We start from the raw sequence: 19,637 nt of genomic DNA, 5'->3' as shown, positions 1-19,637 counted from the left end.
AGATGCAGACAGAGTTTGAAAGGACGCCGCCGGTGAGTTTTCCTGAAGGATTTTTGTGGGGTGGCGCAACTGCCGCCAACCAGATTGAGGGTGCCTATGCTGAGGGTGGTAAGGGGCTGAGCGTACAGGATGTGCTGCCGCGGGGGCTGGCGTCCGCCCCCACAGCCCAGCCGACCCCCGATAACCTCAAGCTTGAGGGCATCGACTTCTACCACCGCTATGTAGACGATATCGCCCTCTTTGCTGAACTTGGCTTTAAGGTCTTCCGCCTTTCCTTTGCCTGGTCACGGATTTTCCCGCGCGGGGACGAGACTGAGCCCAACCCTGAGGGTCTGGCCTTCTATGACCGGGTTATCGACGAGCTGCTGCGCTACGGGATTGAGCCGCTGGTGACCCTGAGCCACTACGAGACCCCTCTGCATCTGGCCCGGGAATACGGTGGGTGGGCTAACCGGCAGCTGATTGATTTCTTTGAGCGGTACGCCCGCTCTGTGATGACCCATTTCGCGGGCAGGGTGCGCTACTGGATTACCTTCAACGAGATTAACTCTGTGCTGCACTTTCCCTTCTTTTCGGGGTTTGAAGGAACACCCGATGAGATTGGGCCGCAGCGCCTCTATCAGGCGGTGCATCACGAACTGGTTGCCTCGGCCCGTGCCACCCGCCTGGCTCACGAGATTGACGGGCAGAACCGGGTGGGCTGCATGATTCTGGCTGTTCCCCGCTACCCGCTGACCCCCGACCCGGCAGATGTGCTGGCTGCCCAGGTGGCCTCGCGCGATGACTATGTTTTTGGCGACGTGCACTGCCGGGGCACCTACCCCGGCTACTTTCTCCGTAAGCTCCGGGAACTGGGGGTGCAGCTTGAGATTACCGAGCAGGACCGCCAGGATTTACTGAATACCGTCGATTTTGTCTCCTTCTCCTACTACATGTCGGTCTGCGAAACTGCGGGGGCAGCTGAAACCGGTGAAGGCAACATCATCGGGGGAGTGCCCAACCCTACCCTAGAAGCTTCTGAGTGGGGCTGGCAGATAGACCCGGTGGGTCTGCGCCTGGTGCTTAACGACTTCTGGGACCGCTGGGGCAAGCCCCTCTTCATCGTTGAAAACGGCCTGGGCGCCAAGGACCAGCTGGTACAAGGCGGGCCGGACGGACTTACGGTTGAGGATGACTACCGAATCAGCTACCTGCGCGATCACCTGCTCCAGGTTGAAGAAGCAATCGCCGACGGGGTTGACTTGCTGGGCTACACCGTGTGGGGGTGCATTGACCTGGTATCAATGTCGACCGCCCAGATGTCTAAGCGCTACGGGGTGATTTATGTGGACCGGAATGATGACGGCTCAGGCACCCTGGCACGCTACCGCAAGAAGTCCTTTGACTGGTACCGGCAGGTTATTGAATCTAACGGCCGCTCCCTACATAACCAGCTCTAACCTGAACACCCGTTTCCCAAGCGCGGGTACACTAAACCCATGCACCCCAACCACCTCCTCGCCCGACGACTCATCGCCCAAGCCCTCGCACCAGCGTCCGCCCGCCCCACCACACCCACCACCATCACCGACGCCGCCCACTACATGATCGCCACCCAAGGCCAAAACTACGCAGGCGGCCTCACAGCCCTCGCCATCCGCGCAGGGCACCCCGAAAAACCCCTCACCACCAACACCAGCCACCTAGATACCGCGCTCGCCGACTATGAACTGGTGCGCACCTGGTCCCAGCGCGGCACCCTGCACTACCTCCACCGCAGCGACCACTGGGTGACCACGCTCTTAGGGCCTCGTTCGGTTACCGGTAAGCCGGAGCGCCTAGCTGAGCAGTTCGGTCTGAGCGTTGAGGGTTACGAGGCAGCCCGGGTGCTGGCTGAAAGTGCTATTAGTGAGCCGGTGAGCCGCGATCAGCTGCGGGCCCTCTTCGCGGAGGCAGGCTACCCCCGCGAGCTGCTGGGGCACCACCTGCGCCGGGCAGGTTCCGGCGGCCGCATTATTCAGACCCGCCGCACCGGCCAGCACGACACCTTCGTTGCCGCAGAGGTCGCCATCCCCCGGCAGGTGGCGGACGCCGCCGTCCGCACCCCTGCCGAGAAAACCCGGGAACTGACAGCCCGCTACTTCTCCACCCGTGGCCCTGCCAGTATCGAAGACTTTTGCTGGTGGTCCACCCTGCCCAAAACCTTAGCAACCCGCACGGTTGATGCCCTGGTGGCTGCCGGTGAGCTGACCGGCTTCACCCTGGATGGCACCACCTACTACATGGGCAGCTGGCAGGCGGATGTTACCCCTCAAGAGCTCGACCATGCCCTGAGCCTCACCTACCACCTACCGGCCTTCGATGAATACTTCATCGCCTACAAAAACCGCACCCACCTCTTCGCCCCGGGAGTAGACCCCCACACCGTCATGACCAAGAACGGCATCGGTTGGCCTTTTACCGTTGAGGGTGGCCTGATTACGGGTAGGGCCTAGGGGTGGTTATGCCTGCAACCTGCCGAAATATGGCGTAACCGGGGCCACAAACAGGTACTGCGGGGATAGGATGAAAGAGGTCATAGACGACCAAACCTCGCTACCAGCTCAGCCAGGTAGCGGGGTAGACCTCTTATCGAAACAGGTGATGACTCCCATGAAGGCAGCCCGCTTTTACGACAACAAAGACATCCGCATCGAAGACATCGACGAACCCACCGCAGGCGCTGGCGAAGTCCTCATAAAGGTAGCCTGGTGCGGTATCTGCGGCACCGATCTTCACGAATACCTCGACGGCCCCATCTTCTGCCCCACCCACAGCACCCCGCACCCCATCTCCGGCGAAACCGCCCCCGTCACTATGGGCCACGAATTCTCCGGTGTCGTAGAAGCCCTGGGCGAAGGCGTCACCGACCTAGAGGTAGGCGACCACGTCGTCGTTGAACCCTACATCGTACGCGACGACGTAGAAACCGGCCCCGGCAACAAGGACTACCACCTCTCCAAAGATATGAACTTCATCGGCCTCGCCGGTCGTGGTGGCGGCCTTGCCGAAAAGATTGCCGTCAAGCGCCGCTGGGTCCACAAAATCTCCAAGGACATCCCCCTCGACGAAGCAGCCCTCATCGAACCCCTTACCGTGGGCTACCACGCCGTTGAACGAGCCGGGGGAGTCAAGGACGGCGACGTCGCCCTCATCGGCGGCGCAGGACCCATCGGCCTGCTCACCGCAGCCGTCCTCAAAGCCCAGGGCGCAACCGTCATCATGAGCGAACTCTCCAGCCTTCGCCGCCAAAAGGCCCTCGACGCAGGAGTAGCCGACTACGTCCTCTCACCCGCCGAGGTAGACGTCGTTGAAGAAGTCAAAAAACTCTCCGACGGCCGCGGCGCCGACGTCGCCTTCGAATGTACCTCGGTCAACGTCGTCCTCGATACCCTCTTCGACGCCATCAAACCCCAAGGCGTCATCGTCGTGGTCTCCATCTGGGGCAAGCCCGCCCAACTCGACATGCAAAAACTCGTCCTCAAGGAAGTCGACCTCCGCGGCACCATCGCCTACGTCAACAACCACCCCGACACCATCAAGCTCGTCGAATCAGGCAAAATCAACCTCAAGCCCTTCATCACCGGCAAAATCGCCCTCGAAAACCTCATCGACGAAGGCTTCGACACCCTCATCAACCGCAACGAAACCGCCGTCAAAATCCTGGTCACCACCGACCCCGAGCGCCTAGACAACGCTCAGTAGTCCACAACCACCAGGACGCCACACCCCGGGCGGGCACCCTCACACCAGAGAGTGCCCGCCTGCACCATGCCCCCACTAACCCCTCAACCAGACTTTTAGCCACAAACTGTCGCCCACCGGCGCGTAGCATTACCCTAAGAGTCTGTGAAGACGCTATATTTTTATGTATGGCAAAGAAAAAAGTTACCGTAGTATCCGCGCTTGCGGCGACCGCCCTGCTCGCAGGCTGCGCGCAAACCATCGTACCCGGCATGGGCATCGAAGCAACTGACGGCTGGGGCGGCCGCGACGATATCACCATCGAGGTAACTGCCGAACACAACGGCGCAGAGGTCCCCGCAACCATCACCGTCTACCAGGACCAGATGAGCTTCGACGGCAACCAGGCTGAATTCGAAGGTGAGGCCTTCTACAAGCTCACCTACGACAACCTCGCAGACCTCTCAGACTCACAAATCCGCGTCTCCGTCACCGCCGAAGACCCCGAAGCCGAGGTCTTCTGCGCCATCAAGGGCACCGGCTACTCCCTCGAAGAAGGCGACCACGTCAACCACGCCAACGAAGCAGACGGCACCGGCAGCGCCACCTGCGTCCTCAACATCGACTAACAACACCACCACACACCACACACAGGTGGGCACCAAAGACGGTGCCCACCTCTTCCTTTAACACCACACCCAACCACAACACACCAAAGCCCCACCCATAACATGCACCAACCACCCAAATATGAAAAACTAGGGCTATGACCACAGGGGCACACGAAATCCGAACCATCGTCGCAGAAGCAGCCGACGAAGCCGTCAACATCGGCTACCGCATAGGCGACAGCATCCACTCCTACCGCGAACGCCAAGCACAAAAACACGGCCTAGAACCCGTCATCGTACCCAGCGTCGGCTACGGCACCAAAAACTGGGTACGCATCCTCGGCCGCGCCCTCTACAAAACCGACCTCTTCGAAGAATTCTTCGACTCCGTCGAAAAAGGCGACCCCACCATCGAACCCGTCCGCGGCTGGCGCTCCTTCACCTCAGTCGCCATCTCCCACGCCCCCATCGACATCCACATCAACGGCCAACACCACCGCGTCCACGCCGACCGCGGGGGAGTAGTAGACGTCAAACTCAACATCACCCTAGAACCCGGCACCCACCAAGTCACCATCACCACCCCCGGCAGCCAACCCGCCATCACCAGCGTCTACATCGTCCCCGAAGACCAAACCATCGGAATCATCTGCGACGTCGACGACACCGTCATGAACACAGCCCTACCCCGCCCCTTCGTCGCAGCCTGGAACAGCTTCGTCCTCAACGAACACGCCCGCTCCGCCACCCCCGGCATGGCCGTCATGATGGACCGCCTCCACCGCGCCCACCCCACCGCCCCCTTCATGTACCTCTCCACCGGCGCCTGGAACGTCACCCCCACCCTCCGCCGCTTCCTCCACCGCAACGGCTACCCCAAAGGCACCTTCCTCCTCACCGACTGGGGCCCCACCCCCGACCGCTGGTTCCGCTCCGGCTCCCAACACAAAGTCAACACCCTCAAACGCCTCGCCACCGAATTCCCCAACATCCGCTGGATCCTCATCGGCGACGACGGCCAACGAGACCCAGAAATCTACAACGGCTTCGCCGTCCGCTACCCCCACAACGTCGAAGCCATCCTCATCCGCAACCTCACCTTCGGCGAATCCGTCCTCTCATCAGGCCGCGTCTGGGGCGACAACCGCGCTCGCGATATCACTAAGGGCGACCTCTGGCTTGAAGGCAATGACGGTACCGCCCTCTACGAGCAGCTCAAAGACCGCGGGCTCGTCTAAACAACCGCGCTTAAACACCTTAAGGGGCGCCCTTGTCAAGCCTGACGGGGTGCCCCTTTGCGCGACACGCCCCCGGCAAAAAACCTTAAAAAACAGGCCCGCGCAGCCCCCAAGACTCAAGGCTCAATTTAGGGTTGAAAGCCCCCGCCCTGATATCACGCGGGACGTCCGGTCTTAAGCCCCAGGGGGCTCAGTGGCCCCTGAACTTAAGGTCACACACCGACCTTCAACCCCTCCCCAAGAAGCCCTTAATGTGGATAACTCCCTTAAAGCCCGCAAACGCGCGGAAGGGCTGTGGATAGCGCACCGATTTAAAAAATTTCGTAACAGACCACACTATGTAGGGTTAGGTGCGCTCCCCAAACACTAGATGTAGTATTAAATCTCGGTTCGGGCGACTAGAGAGAAAAGGCCGCCAGACCCCACACCAGCTCTTTCGAGAGCCCCTATGCCAGAAACCTCCCGCAACGCGCGGGACACCAAGGAGATACCCCAATGACCGTTACGGTGTACACCAAGCCTGCCTGCGTCCAGTGCAACATGACCTACCGCGCTCTCGACAAGCTCGGCGTCCAGTACAACACCGTTGACATCACCGAGGACCCCGCAGCCCTCGAACTCATCAAGGGCATGGGCTACCTGCAGGCCCCCGTTGTGATCGCCGGTGAGGACCACTGGTCAGGCTTCCAGCCCGACAAGATCAACGCCCTGGCCAGCGCCGCAGCCTAACCGCTGACCACCTGCCCGGGGAGCACCCGCCGCTACAGGCGTCCGCACCCGGGCCTTTTCTTACCCGCGCCACGCGCACACCCACCACGACCAGATCCAGGCACCAGCCCCCATGGACACCACAGATACCACCGGACAGCCCACCATCGTCTACTTTTCATCGGTCTCAGAGAACACCCACAAGTTCGTTCAGAAGACCGGAATAAAAAACATACGGCTACCGCTGAAGACCAGTGAAGACCCTCCACAGGTCACCGGGCCCTATGTGCTGTGCGTCCCCAGCTACGGGCGACCCGGGGGAGCGGGCTCCATACCGCCCCAGGCCGTGAAGTTCCTCAACAACCCCCACAACCGGCAACTCCTACAAGGAGTCATCGGCGCGGGAAACACCAACTTCGGTGAACTGTTCTGTGTAGCAGCAGACAAAGTAGCCGCCAAATGCCACGTGCCCGTGCTCTACAAATTTGAGCTCATGGGCACCGAAGAAGATGTAGAAACCGTTCAAGAAGGATTGGAAAAATTTTGGATTCAAAACTCCCTGTACCCGGCCTCAGCGTAGAACCCGGTCACGAGGATCCGAGCACCCCCGAGAAATACCGTGGCATGGGGTACCACGAGCTGAACGCCCTTCTGAACCTCTACGATGAGAACGGCCAGATCCAGTTCGAAGCAGACCGTCAGGCAGCCCGCCAGTACTTCCTGCAGCATGTCAACAACAACACCGTCTTCTTCCACGATCTAGAAGAAAAGATTGACTACCTGGTCAAGCACCAGTACTACGAGCCCGAGGTTTTCGAGAAGTACTCCTTTGACTTCGTCAAGTCCCTCTCTAAGCTGGCCTACTCCAAGAAGTTCCGCTTCCCCACCTTCCTGGGTGCCTTCAAGTTCTACACCTCCTACGCGCTGAAGACCTTCGACGGCCAGCGCTACCTGGAACGCTTCGAGGACCGCGTGGTTATGGTCGCCCTGCTGTTGGCAGAAGGCGACGAGGCTCTGGCAACCAAGATTGTTGAAGAGGTCATCTCCGGCCGCTTCCAGCCCGCCACCCCCACCTTCCTCAACGCCGGTAAGAAGCAGCGCGGCGAACTGGTCTCCTGCTTCCTGCTGCGTATAGAAGACAACATGGAGTCCATCGGCCGCTCCATCAACTCAGCCCTGCAGCTGTCCAAGCGCGGCGGCGGCGTGGCCTTCGCCCTGACCAACCTGCGCGAAGCCGGCGCCCCCATCAAGAAGATCGAGAACCAGTCCTCAGGCGTCATTCCCGTCATGAAGCTGCTGGAAGACTCCTTCTCCTACGCCAACCAGCTCGGTGCCCGCCAGGGGGCAGGCGCGGTTTACCTGCACGCCCACCACCCCGACATCTACTCCTTCCTCGACACCAAGCGCGAGAACGCCGACGAGAAGATCCGCATTAAGACCCTCTCACTGGGCGTTGTGATTCCCGATATCACCTTCGAACTGGCCAAGAAGAACGAGGACATGTACCTCTTCTCGCCCTACGACGTTGAGCGTATCTACGGTGTGCCCTTCTCAGACATCAACGTCACCGAGAAGTACTACGAGATGGTCGACGATGCCCGCATCAAGAAGACCAAGATCAACGCCCGCGAGTTCTTCCAGACCCTGGCTGAGATTCAGTTCGAGTCGGGCTACCCCTACGTCATGTTCGAAGACACCGTCAACAAGGCTAACCCCATTGACGGCAAGATCATCATGTCTAACCTCTGCTCCGAGATTCTGCAGGTTTCAGAGCCCTCGGTCTACAACGCTGACCTTGGCTACGAGACCATCGGTAAGGACATCTCCTGCAACCTGGGCTCCCTGAACATAGCCCTGGCGATGGACGGCGGCGACCTGGGCCAGACCGTCGGCACCGCTATTCGCGCCCTGACCGCTGTGTCTGATCAGTCCGATATCACCTCTGTTCCCTCCATCGAGCGCGGTAACTCCATGAGCCACGCCGTTGGCCTGGGCCAGATGAACCTGCACGGCTACCTGGCCCGCGAGCACGTCTACTACGGTTCTGAAGAAGCCCTGGACTTCACCAACATCTACTTCTACACCGTCACCTACCACGCGATTCGTGCCTCCATGGAGATTGCCCGCGAACGCAAGGAGACCTTCGTAGGCTTTGAGAAGTCCAAGTACGCTTCGGGGGAGTACTTCGAGAAGTACATCAACGGCACCTGGGACTTTGAGACGGAGCGCGCCCGCGAGCTCTTTGCCGGCCACTTTGTGCCCACCGCTGAGGACTGGAAGCAGCTGGCAGCTGAGGTTGCTGAGCACGGTATGTATAACCAGAACCTGCAGGCTGTTCCGCCGACCGGTTCTATCTCCTACATCAACGGCTCTACTTCGTCGATTCACCCCATTGCCTCGAAGATTGAGATCCGTAAGGAAGGCAAGCTGGGTCGTGTCTACTACCCGGCTCCCTACATGGACAACGAGAACCTGGACTACTACCAGGACTCCTACGAGATCGGCTACGAGAAGATTATCGACACCTACGCCGTTGCTACCCAGCACGTCGACCAGGGCCTGTCGCTGACCCTCTTCTTCAAGGACACCGCCACCACCCGCGACGTCAACAAGGCCCAGATTTACGCCTGGCGTAAGGGCATCAAGACCATCTACTACTCACGTATTCGTCAGATGGCTCTTGAGGGCACCGAGGTTGAGGGCTGCGTGAGCTGCATGCTCTAAAGCTTCAGGCGGGGTAGGGCGTTGCGCTAAAAAGGCGCGGACGCCCGCCCCGGCTGGGCGGGCCCGTCATCTTGCGTGGGTGGCGGGCTTTCTTTTTCAAGGTATATAATCTATATAACTGATAAGTTAAACTGATTATTTTAGGCTGGCGCCCTTGGAAAATTTTTCGTATGAGCAGGCGGGTACCTTAAGGTATTCGGTCTTTAGGATGCATCGACGACTGAGGAACGAGACCGACTCGCACTCGCCCCTCTCATTTGCAGAGGAAACCGTGCTTGCCCAGCTCCAGGCCGGGCCACGGCAGACCTGTGCCGAGCTGGCCCGCTTTCAGCGGATGACTCCGCAGTCCATGAACAAGATCGTTGCCTCACTGCTTCGCCGCGGCTACATTGCCTCGGGCAGGAATCTGCACGATAAGCGCCGTAAGGAGCTCTATCTGACAGAGCAGGGGAGTGTGACCATCGACTCCATCATCAGCCGACGCGACCGCTGGATAGTAGAACGCGCCGACGAGATACTCAATGCGGACGAGGCCGCGCAGCTTGCTGCGGCCCTGCCGCTCCTACGTCGCCTCGTCGATAGGGAAACCAAAGCAGAACGCCAAGCCGCCCTACAAGAGGATGCGGGCGACGGCGTCCGCACCTGAGATATTAAGCAAACCGAGCCGCTGGTGCGAAAACCGCCCAACGGTGAAAGAATAGAACCAAGCCTATTTCAGGCACTCCAACACCCCGACATGAGGAGAACCCATCACCATGAGTGAGAAGGTCGAACTGGTCAACCACGTTGAAGCCATCAACTGGAACCGCATCGAAGACGAAAAAGACCTTGAGGTCTGGGACCGTCTGACCGCTAACTTCTGGCTACCCGAAAAGGTGCCGCTCTCAAACGATGTGCAGTCCTGGAAGACCCTGACCGAAGAAGAAAAGCAGCTGACCATGCGCGTCTTCACCGGCCTGACCCTGCTCGACACCATCCAGGGCACCGTCGGCGCTGTCTCCCTGCTGCCCGACGCCGTTACCGCCCACGAAGAGGCCGTGTACACCAACATCGCCTTCATGGAGTCGGTACACGCTAAGTCTTACTCATCGATCTTCTCAACCCTCTGCTCCACCAAGGAAATTGACGAGGTCTTCCGCTGGTCCACCGAGAACGAGCACCTGCAGAAGAAGGCCCGCATCGTCATGGACTACTACCAGGGCAATGACCCCCTGAAGAAGAAGGTCGCCTCAACCCTGCTGGAATCCTTCCTCTTCTACTCAGGCTTCTACCTGCCCATGTACTGGTCCTCACGTGCCAAGCTCACCAACACCGCTGACCTGATCCGCCTGATTATTCGCGATGAGGCTGTACACGGCTACTACATCGGCTACAAGTACCAGCGCGGCCTCGAAAAGGAGACCGTGGAGCGCCAGGCAGAGCTCAAAGACTACACCTTCGACCTGCTCTACGAACTGTATGAGAACGAAGTGGCCTACACCCACTCCCTCTACGACGGCGTTGGCTTGAGCGAGGACGTCAAGAAGTTCCTGCACTACAACGCCAACAAGGCACTGATGAACCTGGGTTATGAGGCCATGTTCCCGGCCTCCGTCACCAACGTGTCACCCGCGATCCTCTCAGCCCTCTCACCCAACGCCGACGAGAACCACGACTTCTTCTCCGGCTCCGGCTCCTCCTACGTGATTGGCAAGGCTGTCAATACGGAAGATGAGGACTGGGACTTCTAAATGCCCTAGTCAGAGCTATAAAATGGCCCCTTGTTGAACCCCTTTCTGCGGGAACGGCGAGGGGCCGTTTTCATAAAACGAGCAGCAGGGGGCTTAGCCCCACCACCTTCTCCACACCGTTTTTTCGGGGTAGGTGCGGCGGACGTCCGCCAGGGCCTTCATACGGGCGCGGCTGGGGCCGTCCCACAGAATCCACTTTACAAATTCAAGGTCGAGCTTCTCGGGGCAGCCCTCGGTCATATCAGGTCGGTTGGTACCGCGGTAGGTGAGCCAGCGGCGTCCTACCCTCCATAGACGCACCAGGCGGGGTGCTAACAGCACATAGATGCGGTCAGCCTCAGCCAGCCGCCGTTCAAAATGCACATCGGAATAGCCGCCCTCAATCACCCAGGACTCATTCTCATCCAGAAACTCGCCCACCAGAGCGCGTTCGTCCGCTAGGTCCCGCTCGACCCGCCCCGGCAACCAGTGAACGGTATCAAGGTGCAGCAGCGGCACCCCGTATCCGGCAGCCAACCGTCGCGCCCAGGTGGACTTACCGGCGCCGCTCAAACCCAGAACAAGAATCTTCATACCTCCAGCATAAACACCGACACCCCGCATTTATTCTGAAAAAGCCGCAACTAGTTGCGGGTAAAACAGAATAAATGCGGGGCGTAACCCGCGCACCCCACCAGCCTGCCCCGAAAGGCAAAGGGGCCGCCGGCGTCCGCGCCCTTCCCAAAGCGAGTACCCTAGATACTGACCCCATCGAGCAGAAAGTGAGCCATGCCCGCGCCTATCACCAGCTATCAGCAGGCCGAGAAGATTCTGGCTGCGCAGCTGTCCATTGACCTGTGCTTACCCGAACAGGCCATTGATATAGCGCAGCAGCACGGCTCAACCCATCTTTCAGCCCGTCGAATTCCTCTCGATGAGATGCACCCGGCCCGCCGCCGCTACCGCGACCACTGGGAGCTACGCCTGATTAACTACCGAGGGCTTACCGTCATTTGTGCCCAGCACCCGCGCGTGCGCGAGGCCGCCGACAACCTGCTGGCTGGCGATAATGGGAACTGGGTGGGGGACTACTCCGAGCTGCGCAAACTCAACGACTACCTCACCCCCTACGCCCTGCAGATGAGCGGCACATCCCTCTTTTTCACCCCCGGTAGGGATTTCTTTACCCGGGGTGCGGACGCCCGCCCCGGCTTACCCGCCGAGGGCTACTCGGTGCGGTGGCTGGAACCTTCAGAGCTAGAGAAGTATCGCGGCAACCCCGATTTTGAGAACGCGCTCGGTTTCAAAGAGCTGCGCCCCGATGTGCAGGTGCTCGGTGCCTACGCCGAGGGGAAGCTCGTAGCCTTAGCCGGTGCTAGTGAAGACTCCGACTGGTGCCGCCAAATTGGTATTGATGTGCTGCCCGGCCATCGCGGTAGGGGGCTGGCGTCTTACCTTGTCAGAGAGCTGTCGCAGGCTATTCTCACCGAGGGGTTCGTGCCTTTCTACGGCACCAGCCCTTCGCACATTATCAGCCAGCAGGTCGCGCTGAACGCGGGCCTGCGCCCGGCCTGGTGGGAGTTCGTCTCTACCAGCTTGAACGAAATTTCGGTGGACTAATGCTGCACCTTGACCGCGTTGACCCCGCCACCGGCGGAACTATGGCCGAGATGGTTGATTCAGCCATGGCGACCGTCCGCGCAGTGGGTAGGGGAGAGGCCCCCAGTACCCTGCGTCTCTATCGGCCCAAGCCAACGGTGGCTTTTGGGCGCAGGGACGAGCTCAACCCCCGCTTCGCTCAGGCCCGCGCGGCTGCGGTGGGTCGCGGGTTTGAGCCCCTGGTGCGTACCGTGGGCGGACACGCCGCCGCCTATCACTCGGGCTGCCTGGTGGTGGATCATTTTCAGAAGGCATCGGACGCTGTCAGCGGCAACCATGAGCGCTACGGCATCTTCGGAGCCATGTTTGCAGAGGCCCTTACCAGTCTGGGCATTCCTGCCGGCGTAGGGGAGCTACCCGGCGAGTACTGCCCCGGTGAATATTCGGTCTGGGGCCAACTGCCCGGCGGCCAGCGAGTCAAGCTCATTGGCACGGCCCAGCGGGTCGTTGCCGGAGCCTGGTGGTTCTCATCGGGCATCGTAGTAACAGGGGCAGATAGCCTGCGCGAGGTAACAACAGACGTTTACCAGGCCCTCGGCCTGCCCCTTGACCCCGCGACAGTGGGTGCTGCCGCCGACATCGAGCCCCTCATCACCGTCGATGATATTGAAGACGCTGTCATCGAAGCCTACGAAAGCGAGGGGTTCTAGTGTGCGGACGCTACGCCCTTGAACTGGCCCAGGATCACCCCCAATACATGGCAGGGGTTGAGATCACCGACCCCATCACCAACTATAATGTCGCCCCCACCAGCACAGTTCCCATTCTGGTGGACCGGCTCGTGAGCCCCGCCGAGCAGGTCACAGGTGCGGACGCGTCCGCGCGGGCGGGTGCGTCCGCCAACCCGACCGGTGGGCAGGGCAGCGCACTGGTCTTCACCCGCGAACTGCATTCGGCCCGCTGGGGGCTGCTACCGGGCTGGGCTAAGGACCCCGCCTTCTCATCGCGTGCCTTCAACGCCCGGAGCGAGACTATTTTTGAAAAGCCGACCTTCCGCGAGGCAGCTGTTTCGGGGCACTGCGCCGTACCCGTGAGCGGTTACTACGAGTGGAAAACTGAAACTACAGCAGCGGGCAAGCAGGTGAAGACCCCCTACTTTGTGCACCGTACCGACGGGCGACCTATCTACTTTGCCGGTCTGTATGAATGGTGGAAAATCCCCGCAGAATTTGCAGAACCAGGCGGGGTTTTTGCAGGTAAGGAAGGGGAGTGGCTGCTCTCTTGCTCCATTGTGACCATGGATTCACCCGGCAACGGTGAATTCGACCCCGGAATTATGGCCGACTTGGGTGGCGACCCTGGCTACACAAACGAGATTGAGCGGCAACTGGGCCAGCTGCACAACCGCCTGCCCATACCTCTTCATGTGGCAAGTGATACAGAAATAAACGAGTCAGATAGCCTCACAACCTGGCTGCGGTCAGGCCGGCCAGCCGGTTCCCCTAAACCCAGCACTGAGCAGAAAAGGGCCTACCGCACCCAGGCGCAGGCGTCCTTGCAGCTCATCCGCGAGCAGGCCTTCGCCGAAACCGCAGGCTGGGCCCTACGCGAGGTGAGTAAGGACGTCGGCAACGTCCGCAACAACGCCCCCTACCTGCTAGAGCCGGTCGAAGATTTGCTGAGTGGTCTATAGAAAGCTTGATGCGGGAGATAGGTGATGCAGGCTCATGGCGAAGCTGTTGGCTCGGGGCTGGCGTGAATCGCTAGTGAGCGAAGCGAACCGGCGAGAGGGTCGGCAGCGAGCGTGAGCCTGCATCACCTTAAGCTTTTACAATCAAACAGCTGAGCCCCACCCCTGCTGCTGGTGAGGGGGAGGGCTCAACTGTTTTCTAGTGTACCGCTTGTCTAGAGAATGTCGTCGTCTTCGGGGAACCAGCGGTTGAAGTCAAGGGTTAGATAGAGGGCGAGGGCAGCAGCGTTGTTCTCGCTGATGCGCACTGAAACCTGCTCGTAGCCGTCCTCAAACATCTGGTCGATGCTGCGGCGAATCAGCTGTTCAGCCAGGCCTTCGCGGCGGCGGGAGGCTGCGGTGAAGAGCTCGTAGATGGTGGGGATGTCCTTGGGGTCGGTGACCACGCGGTGCTTGAGACAGAGGGACGCGGCAATAATGCGGTCGTGCTCATCAACTACCACGGGGGAGGCCTCGGCGTAGAACTCGCCGTGCTCACCCTTGAGAATGCGCTCCATCTCGGCGGCAGCGTCGGCCTGGGATGCAAATCGTTCGCCGCTGTAGGAGGCGAAGTAGAGCCGTGCCAGCGCTTCGGCGTCGTCGAGCTGCGCGGGGCGGGTGCTGACAGTTACGGGCTTACGCGCCTTTGAAGTGTGTGAAATCAGAGTAATCAAGCCGCTCATGGTTGGCCTCCTTGTGGGTCGGGTATTGATTTACACTGTGATGTATAGAATACTCTGTTGGCTGATGATTGCCTACGGTTTTACCGTTTATTCACCTTGTCAACGGAATATTGCGTCATAGAAAGTCTAGTTGACCGCCCCCGCGGGGTGAAACTAGGTGCAGTAACAGAAAGGACGGCCGGGGTGAAGTTTGCGCAGGTCAGGCGGGCTGGTAAGGCCCGCGCGGTGGTTGAAAGCGGCGGACGCTGGTACGAGCTGGGCCGGCCCCTGCATAAGTTTGTGGGGTCGAGTGATTTAGGGTCGGTGAGCCCTGCTGAACTGGGGGCTAGGCCGGTTGATGTAAGCCCTGAAGAGTTCATTGCCCCGCTGAACAAGGTGCAGCGGGTATTGTGCGTCGGGCTGAACTTCACGGATCACGCCGAAGAAGTGGGGGCTGAGCTGCCCACCTATCCCACCATCTTCACCAAGTTCGGCAATGCCCTCATCGGGCCAGGTGAGGCGATTGAACTGCCTGCTGAGAGCACCAAAATTGACTGGGAAGTCGAGCTCTGCGCGGTAGTAGGACGCCGCGGCCGCCACATCGCCGAAGATCAAGTGGGCGACTACCTGCTGGGCTACACCGTACTCAACGACGTGTCGGTGCGCGACTGGCAGGGGCGCACGTCCGAATGGTTCCAGGGCAAAAACTGGGACCGCATGACGCCCTTCGGCCCGGTCATCGTCAGCCCCGATGAACTCGACATCGCGGGCGGCCTAGCCATGACCTGCACCGTCGACGGTGAAGTACGCCAGCAGGGCACCACCGCCAACATGGTCTTCATCCCGGCCCAGGTGGTCAGCTACATCTCTACCTTTATGACGCTTGAACCCGGTGACCTCATCGCCCTGGGAACCCCCGCCGGGGTCGGGCTCTCACTGCACCCGCGCAAGTGGCTGAGCGCCGGGCAGACCGTGGTGACCTCAATCGAGGGTATCGGCACACTGACCAACCGGTGCGAGCAGGTGTGAGGGTTGCGAAACGGGAGTGGTGATTACCCTCCGCGTGCCGACCGTATTTTTGGCTCTGCGCAGGCATGCGTTTGCCGACTAACCTTCTCGCCGGTTCGCTAGCGCTCACGGGCGATTCATGCCAGCCCCAGCCAGTCGGCTCCACGCATGCCTGCGCTCCGCCCCAACGGTTTTGCGTGGCTTAACCCTCACCCGCCGCGCGGGCAGTAGGCGGTGACCTTGGGGTATTCTGTACCTTGTGTCAAAACGTTCTTTGTGGTCAGCAGATAGCACCAGCATGGTGATTCACGGCGATAATCTTGCCGTGCTCAAAAACCTGCCCGCAGAGAGTTTCCAGCTCATTTATATTGACCCGCCGTTCAATACGGGCAAGGTGCAGAAGCGTCAGAGCATCAAGACGGTACGTACCGAGGGCGGTAGCCGGGTCGGTTACAAGGGCCACACCTACGAGACTATCAAGGGCGATATCTACGGGTATTCGGACTCTTTTGAGAATTACTGGGAGTTCCTAGAACCCCGTCTCATGCAGGCCTGGCGTCTGCTCAAGCCCACCGGCACCCTCTACCTGCACCTGGACTACCGCGAGGTCCACTACGCCAAGGTCGTGCTCGATGCCCTCTTTGGCCGCGAGTCCTTCTTGAATGAGATTATTTGGGCTTATGACTACGGGGCTAAGTCCAAGAAGAAGTGGCCTGCTAAGCACGATAACATCCTGGTCTACGTGAAAGACCCCGAGAACTATTACTTCAATTCTGAGGCTGTTGACCGCGAGCCCTACATGGCGCCCGGCCTTGTCACCCCTGAGAAGGCTGAGATTGGTAAGTTGCCGACGGACGTCTGGTGGCACACCATTGTTTCGCCCAGCGGCAAGGAGAAAACCGGCTATGCCACGCAGAAGCCCCTGGGTATTCTGCGCCGCATTGTGCAGGCCTCGAGTGCGCCCGGCGACTGGGTGCTGGACTTCTTCGGTGGCTCCGGTACCACCGGCCACGCCTGCGCCCAGCTTGACCGCAACTTCCTCATGATTGACCAGAACCCCGAGGCTATCAAGGTCATGCGCAAGCGCCTCAAAGCTGTGGACGGGCTTGACGTGACTTTCAAGAAGTCCCGCGCTAAGGCGTCGCTGGCGGGGGCCAAGGTCACGCCCAAGACGGCTGCTATCAAGAAATCGAAAAAGTAGACCATGACGAGCGCCTACCCACCAATTAAGCCCAACCGCACCTGGTTCCTTGTGGCCCTGGGGCTGGTAGTAGCTGAGGTGATATACCTGACCCTGGTCTACCCGTCACTGCCACAGCAGTTGCCGGTGCATTACAACCTGTGGGGTCGGGCGGACGGCTGGGTAGACAAGGGCGTCTGGTCGGTGTTCGGGCTGACAGGTATATTGCTTCCTCTTCTTGCCCTGGTTTGGTGGAGTGGGGCAGCCATGGGGCGCATGGCAAGCAAGGACGCTTCAGCCCAGACCCACGACGCATTTTCACCTCACGCGGGCAAGCAGGGGCAGCGCCAGTTGGCCGCTGCGCAGGCCCTGGGCCTGGACGCCCGGGTTTACTCTGCCCGCCGTCTCTACGCTCAGACTCAGGCTGTGGTTCCCTTCTTCGCAGGCATGGCCCTTTCCTTGGTGCTAGCCGTCAAAGCTATTAACCTGGCCATGACCGGGGTGCTGGGGGAGACGTCCGTCCTTTTCGCCCCCGTGCTGGTAGTGGGCTACTGCCTCTTCCTGACCGCTCGCTCCTACCTTGCTGGCAGAAACTTCGATACCCGCGCCCTAGCAAAGGGCGCAAAGTAGCCTAACCAGCGGTAAAATAAGGTTTGTTCTGCACCCTCGTACCGTGCAGATGTAACGACAGCTCACCCGTTGTAGGGGTGGGCACAAACCTAGGAGACACATTTGTCCGCTCTTTCCATTTCCGTCGCAGGTGCCGCTCAGCAGGTTGAGGCTGGCACCACCGCAGCCGACCTGTTCGCAGAGAACCCCGAGATCGTCGTTGCCCGTATCAACGGCAAACTGGTTGACCTCTCTACCGAACTGACCGACGGCGACGCTGTCGAGCCCGTTTCTGTCCATGAAGAAGACGGCCTGAACGTGCTGCGCCACTCAGCTGCCCACGTGATGGCCCAGGCTGTGCAGGAATACCGCAAGGACGCCAAGCTCGGCATCGGCCCTTACATCACCGACGGTTTCTACTTCGACTTCGATGTTGAAGAGCCCTTCACCCCCGAGGATCTCAAGAAGATTGAGAAGGACATGGTGAAGATTATCAAGAGCGGTCAGACCTTCCGCCGCCGCGTGGTCACCCAGGCTGAGGCCGAAGCCGAGATGGCAAACGAGCCCTACAAGCTGGAACTGCTGACCCTCTCCCAGGGCCCTGGCTCCGGTGCGGACGCCGCCGAGGGTGCCTCCGTTGAGGTTGGCGCCGGTGAAATCACCATCTACGACAACGTGGATAAGAAGGGGGAGACCGTCTGGAAGGATCTCTGCCGCGGCCCCCATGTGCCCAATACCAAGCTGATTGCTAACGGTTACGCGCTGATGCGTTCCGGTGGCGCCTACTGGCGCGGTTCTGAAAAGAACCCCATGCTGCAGCGTATTTACGGCACCGCCTGGCCTTCTAAGGAAGAGCTGGTTGCCTACAAGGAGCGCATTGCTGAGGCTGAGCGCCGCGACCACCGCCGTCTGGGTGAAGAGCTCGACCTCTTCAGCTTCCCCAAGACCGTCGGCCCGGGCCTGCCTGTAATTCACCCCAAGGGTGGCGTCATTCTGCGTGCCATGGAAGACTACGTGCGCGCCCGCCACATTGAAGAGGGCTTCGAGTACGTCAAGACCCCCCACATCTCTAAGGAAGATCTCTTCTACACCTCCGGCCACCTGCCCTACTATGCGGACGGCATGTTCCCGGCTATGGAGGACGAGGGCCAGGCCTACCGTCTCAAGGCAATGAACTGCCCCATGCACAACGAGATTTTCCGTTCTCGTGGCCGTTCCTACCGTGAGCTGCCCCTGCGTCTCTTTGAGTTTGGTTCTGTCTACCGCGACGAGAAGTCCGGCGTGCTCTCCGGTCTGACCCGCGTGCGTATGATTACCCAGGACGACTCCCACTCCTACGTGACCAAGGAGCAGGCACCTGCTGAGGTTGCCCACCTGCTCAAGTTCATGCTGTCCCTCCTCGAAGATTTCGGCATGACGGACTTCTACCTGGAGCTTTCAACCCGTGACACCGAGGGCGATAAGAAGGACAAGTTCATCGGTACGGACGAGCAGTGGGAAGAAGCTACCGCTGTTCTGGAGAAGGTTGCTGCTGAGACCGGTCTGGAATTGGTTGCTGACCCGGGTGGCGCTGCCTTCTACGGCCCCAAGATTTCTGTTCAGGCTAAGGACGCAATTGGCCGCACCTGGCAGATGTCGACCGTGCAGTACGACTTCAACCAGCCTTCCCGTTTCAGTCTGGAATACCAGGCATCAGATGGCACCCGCCAGGAGCCGGTCATGATTCACTCAGCCAAGTTCGGTTCTTTTGAGCGTTTCATGGGTGTGCTGATTGAGCACTATGCTGGTGCTTTCCCTGCCTGGCTGGCTCCTGTTCAGGTGATTGGTGTGCCTGTTGCTGAGGCTTTCAATGACTACATGGGTGAGGTTGCTGCTAAGCTCAAGGCCCGCGGCGTGCGCGTCGAGGTGGATTACGGAACCGACCGCTTCCCCAAGAAGATCCGTACCGCGTCTAAGGAAAAGGTGCCCTTCATCCTGATTGCCGGTGGCGAGGACGCCGAGAACGGCGCCGTGTCTTTCCGATTCCGCGACGGCTCCCAGGAAAACGGCGTGCCCGTGGACGAGGCTGTCGAACGGATCGTGAAGCATATTGAAGAGCGGGTGAATGAGGATCCGATAAGAAAAAATTAACATCCACCTCAATTTTTAAGTCCTAGTT

At 59.9% G+C, this 19,637-nt stretch carries 19 protein-coding genes; 17 read left to right on the top strand and 2 right to left on the bottom strand.

From position 1 onward, the window contains the following. The first annotated feature begins 2 nt into the window (after positions 1–2). The 10 genes from L6758_RS02490 to nrdF all read left to right on the top strand — a co-directional run bounded on the left by L6758_RS02490 (position 3) and on the right by nrdF (position 10,713). A complete protein-coding gene (locus tag L6758_RS02490) occupies positions 3–1,439 on the top strand; it encodes a glycoside hydrolase family 1 protein (RefSeq protein WP_423817177.1) in 1,437 nt (478 codons plus the stop codon). Positions 1,440–1,478: 39 nt separating this feature from the next. After that, positions 1,479–2,474, top strand: a complete 996-nt coding sequence (locus tag L6758_RS02485; protein WP_237205302.1) for a winged helix DNA-binding domain-containing protein — start codon at positions 1,479–1,481, stop codon at positions 2,472–2,474. 157 nt (positions 2,475–2,631) lie between these two features. Then, positions 2,632–3,723 (top strand): 2,3-butanediol dehydrogenase, encoded by a 1,092-nt coding sequence (locus L6758_RS02480; RefSeq protein ID WP_237205358.1) that lies wholly within the window; start codon positions 2,632–2,634, stop codon positions 3,721–3,723. A gap of 167 nt (positions 3,724–3,890) precedes the next feature. Beyond that, positions 3,891–4,331 (top strand): hypothetical protein, encoded by a 441-nt coding sequence (locus L6758_RS02475; protein ID WP_237205301.1) that lies wholly within the window; start codon positions 3,891–3,893, stop codon positions 4,329–4,331. A 137-nt stretch (positions 4,332–4,468) separates the two neighbouring features. Further along, positions 4,469–5,551: an App1 family protein gene (locus L6758_RS02470; protein WP_237205300.1), complete on the top strand. Its 1,083-nt coding sequence runs from the start codon at positions 4,469–4,471 to the stop codon at positions 5,549–5,551. A 495-nt stretch (positions 5,552–6,046) separates the two neighbouring features. Next, positions 6,047–6,280: a glutaredoxin-like protein NrdH gene (gene nrdH / locus L6758_RS02465; protein WP_135013938.1), complete on the top strand. Its 234-nt coding sequence runs from the start codon at positions 6,047–6,049 to the stop codon at positions 6,278–6,280. A gap of 112 nt (positions 6,281–6,392) precedes the next feature. After that, positions 6,393–6,839, top strand: a complete 447-nt coding sequence (gene nrdI, locus L6758_RS02460) for a class Ib ribonucleoside-diphosphate reductase assembly flavoprotein NrdI (protein WP_237186193.1) — start codon at positions 6,393–6,395, stop codon at positions 6,837–6,839. Continuing rightward, complete coding sequence (gene nrdE / locus L6758_RS02455; RefSeq protein WP_377129164.1) at positions 6,803–8,983, top strand: class 1b ribonucleoside-diphosphate reductase subunit alpha; 2,181 nt, start codon at positions 6,803–6,805, stop codon at positions 8,981–8,983. Before nrdI ends, nrdE begins: the two co-directional genes overlap by 37 nt. A gap of 208 nt (positions 8,984–9,191) precedes the next feature. Further along, entirely contained in the window at positions 9,192–9,629 is a 438-nt protein-coding gene (locus L6758_RS02450; RefSeq protein WP_237218605.1) for a MarR family winged helix-turn-helix transcriptional regulator, read from the top strand. A gap of 109 nt (positions 9,630–9,738) precedes the next feature. Beyond that, on the top strand, positions 9,739–10,713 hold the full coding sequence (gene nrdF, locus L6758_RS02445; RefSeq protein WP_237205298.1) for a class 1b ribonucleoside-diphosphate reductase subunit beta: 975 nt from the start codon (positions 9,739–9,741) through the stop codon (positions 10,711–10,713). Between the two features lie 93 nt (positions 10,714–10,806). Here nrdF and L6758_RS02440 read toward each other — a convergent pair whose 3' ends face one another. Further along, entirely contained in the window at positions 10,807–11,286 is a 480-nt protein-coding gene (locus L6758_RS02440; RefSeq protein ID WP_237205297.1) for a hypothetical protein, read from the bottom strand. A 195-nt stretch (positions 11,287–11,481) separates the two neighbouring features. Here L6758_RS02440 and L6758_RS02435 point away from each other — a divergent pair, with 195 nt between their 5' ends. The 3 genes from L6758_RS02435 to L6758_RS02425 are packed head-to-tail and all read left to right on the top strand — an operon-like array spanning position 11,482 to position 13,984. Next, a complete protein-coding gene (locus L6758_RS02435) occupies positions 11,482–12,312 on the top strand; it encodes a GNAT family N-acetyltransferase (RefSeq protein ID WP_237205296.1) in 831 nt (276 codons plus the stop codon). Beyond that, positions 12,312–13,001, top strand: a complete 690-nt coding sequence (locus tag L6758_RS02430) for a lipoate--protein ligase family protein (RefSeq protein ID WP_237205295.1) — start codon at positions 12,312–12,314, stop codon at positions 12,999–13,001. The genes L6758_RS02435 and L6758_RS02430 overlap by 1 nt, the downstream gene beginning before the upstream one ends. Next, positions 13,001–13,984 carry an SOS response-associated peptidase gene (locus L6758_RS02425; protein WP_237205294.1) on the top strand — a complete coding sequence of 328 codons (984 nt, stop codon included), beginning with the start codon at positions 13,001–13,003 and terminating at the stop codon, positions 13,982–13,984. The genes L6758_RS02430 and L6758_RS02425 overlap by 1 nt, the downstream gene beginning before the upstream one ends. Positions 13,985–14,196: 212 nt before the next feature. Here the strand turns inward: L6758_RS02425 and L6758_RS02420 are convergent, their stop codons facing one another. Beyond that, entirely contained in the window at positions 14,197–14,703 is a 507-nt protein-coding gene (locus L6758_RS02420) for a GNAT family N-acetyltransferase (protein ID WP_237199435.1), read from the bottom strand. 183 nt (positions 14,704–14,886) lie between these two features. Here L6758_RS02420 and L6758_RS02415 point away from each other — a divergent pair, with 183 nt between their 5' ends. From L6758_RS02415 to thrS, 4 genes are all read left to right on the top strand, one after another. Continuing rightward, complete coding sequence (locus tag L6758_RS02415) at positions 14,887–15,711, top strand: fumarylacetoacetate hydrolase family protein (protein WP_237205293.1); 825 nt, start codon at positions 14,887–14,889, stop codon at positions 15,709–15,711. 277 nt (positions 15,712–15,988) lie between these two features. Then, on the top strand, positions 15,989–16,891 hold the full coding sequence (locus tag L6758_RS02410) for a DNA-methyltransferase (protein WP_237205292.1): 903 nt from the start codon (positions 15,989–15,991) through the stop codon (positions 16,889–16,891). 3 nt (positions 16,892–16,894) lie between these two features. Continuing rightward, positions 16,895–17,500, top strand: a complete 606-nt coding sequence (locus L6758_RS02405; RefSeq protein WP_237205291.1) for a DUF1648 domain-containing protein — start codon at positions 16,895–16,897, stop codon at positions 17,498–17,500. Positions 17,501–17,602: 102 nt separating this feature from the next. Then, the gene (thrS, locus tag L6758_RS02400) at positions 17,603–19,609 is read left to right on the top strand and encodes a threonine--tRNA ligase (RefSeq protein ID WP_237205290.1); all 2,007 of its coding nucleotides are present in this window, start codon (positions 17,603–17,605) and stop codon (positions 19,607–19,609) included. Positions 19,610–19,637 lie beyond the last annotated feature (28 nt).

The sequence above is a fragment of the Rothia nasimurium genome (assembly GCF_928382285.1).
GTDB classification, from domain to species: domain Bacteria; phylum Actinomycetota; class Actinomycetes; order Actinomycetales; family Micrococcaceae; genus Rothia; species Rothia nasimurium_E.
Note: the sequence above shows the minus strand (reverse complement) of the source record. Positions and strands in the feature narration are given on the sequence as shown.

What these genes read in the sequence shown, in the direction of transcription:
- L6758_RS02480 (WP_237205358.1), top strand. Translation starts at nt 2,632, where the DNA reads ATGAAGGCAGCCCGCTTTTACGACAACAAAGACATCCGCATCGAAGAC.
- L6758_RS02470 (WP_237205300.1), top strand. Translation starts at nt 4,469, where the DNA reads ATGACCACAGGGGCACACGAAATCCGAACCATCGTCGCAGAAGCAGCC.
- nrdF (WP_237205298.1), top strand. Translation starts at nt 9,739, where the DNA reads ATGAGTGAGAAGGTCGAACTGGTCAACCACGTTGAAGCCATCAACTGG.
- L6758_RS02420 (WP_237199435.1), bottom strand. Translation starts at nt 14,703, where the DNA reads ATGAGCGGCTTGATTACTCTGATTTCACACACTTCAAAGGCGCGTAAG.
- L6758_RS02475 (WP_237205301.1), top strand. Translation starts at nt 3,891, where the DNA reads ATGGCAAAGAAAAAAGTTACCGTAGTATCCGCGCTTGCGGCGACCGCC.
- nrdH (WP_135013938.1), top strand. Translation starts at nt 6,047, where the DNA reads ATGACCGTTACGGTGTACACCAAGCCTGCCTGCGTCCAGTGCAACATG.
- L6758_RS02440 (WP_237205297.1), bottom strand. Translation starts at nt 11,286, where the DNA reads ATGAAGATTCTTGTTCTGGGTTTGAGCGGCGCCGGTAAGTCCACCTGG.
- L6758_RS02430 (WP_237205295.1), top strand. Translation starts at nt 12,312, where the DNA reads ATGCTGCACCTTGACCGCGTTGACCCCGCCACCGGCGGAACTATGGCC.
- L6758_RS02405 (WP_237205291.1), top strand. Translation starts at nt 16,895, where the DNA reads ATGACGAGCGCCTACCCACCAATTAAGCCCAACCGCACCTGGTTCCTT.
- L6758_RS02450 (WP_237218605.1), top strand. Translation starts at nt 9,192, where the DNA reads ATGCATCGACGACTGAGGAACGAGACCGACTCGCACTCGCCCCTCTCA.
- L6758_RS02410 (WP_237205292.1), top strand. Translation starts at nt 15,989, where the DNA reads ATGGTGATTCACGGCGATAATCTTGCCGTGCTCAAAAACCTGCCCGCA.
- L6758_RS02490 (WP_423817177.1), top strand. Translation starts at nt 3, where the DNA reads ATGCAGACAGAGTTTGAAAGGACGCCGCCGGTGAGTTTTCCTGAAGGA.
- nrdI (WP_237186193.1), top strand. Translation starts at nt 6,393, where the DNA reads ATGGACACCACAGATACCACCGGACAGCCCACCATCGTCTACTTTTCA.
- L6758_RS02485 (WP_237205302.1), top strand. Translation starts at nt 1,479, where the DNA reads ATGCACCCCAACCACCTCCTCGCCCGACGACTCATCGCCCAAGCCCTC.
- L6758_RS02435 (WP_237205296.1), top strand. Translation starts at nt 11,482, where the DNA reads ATGCCCGCGCCTATCACCAGCTATCAGCAGGCCGAGAAGATTCTGGCT.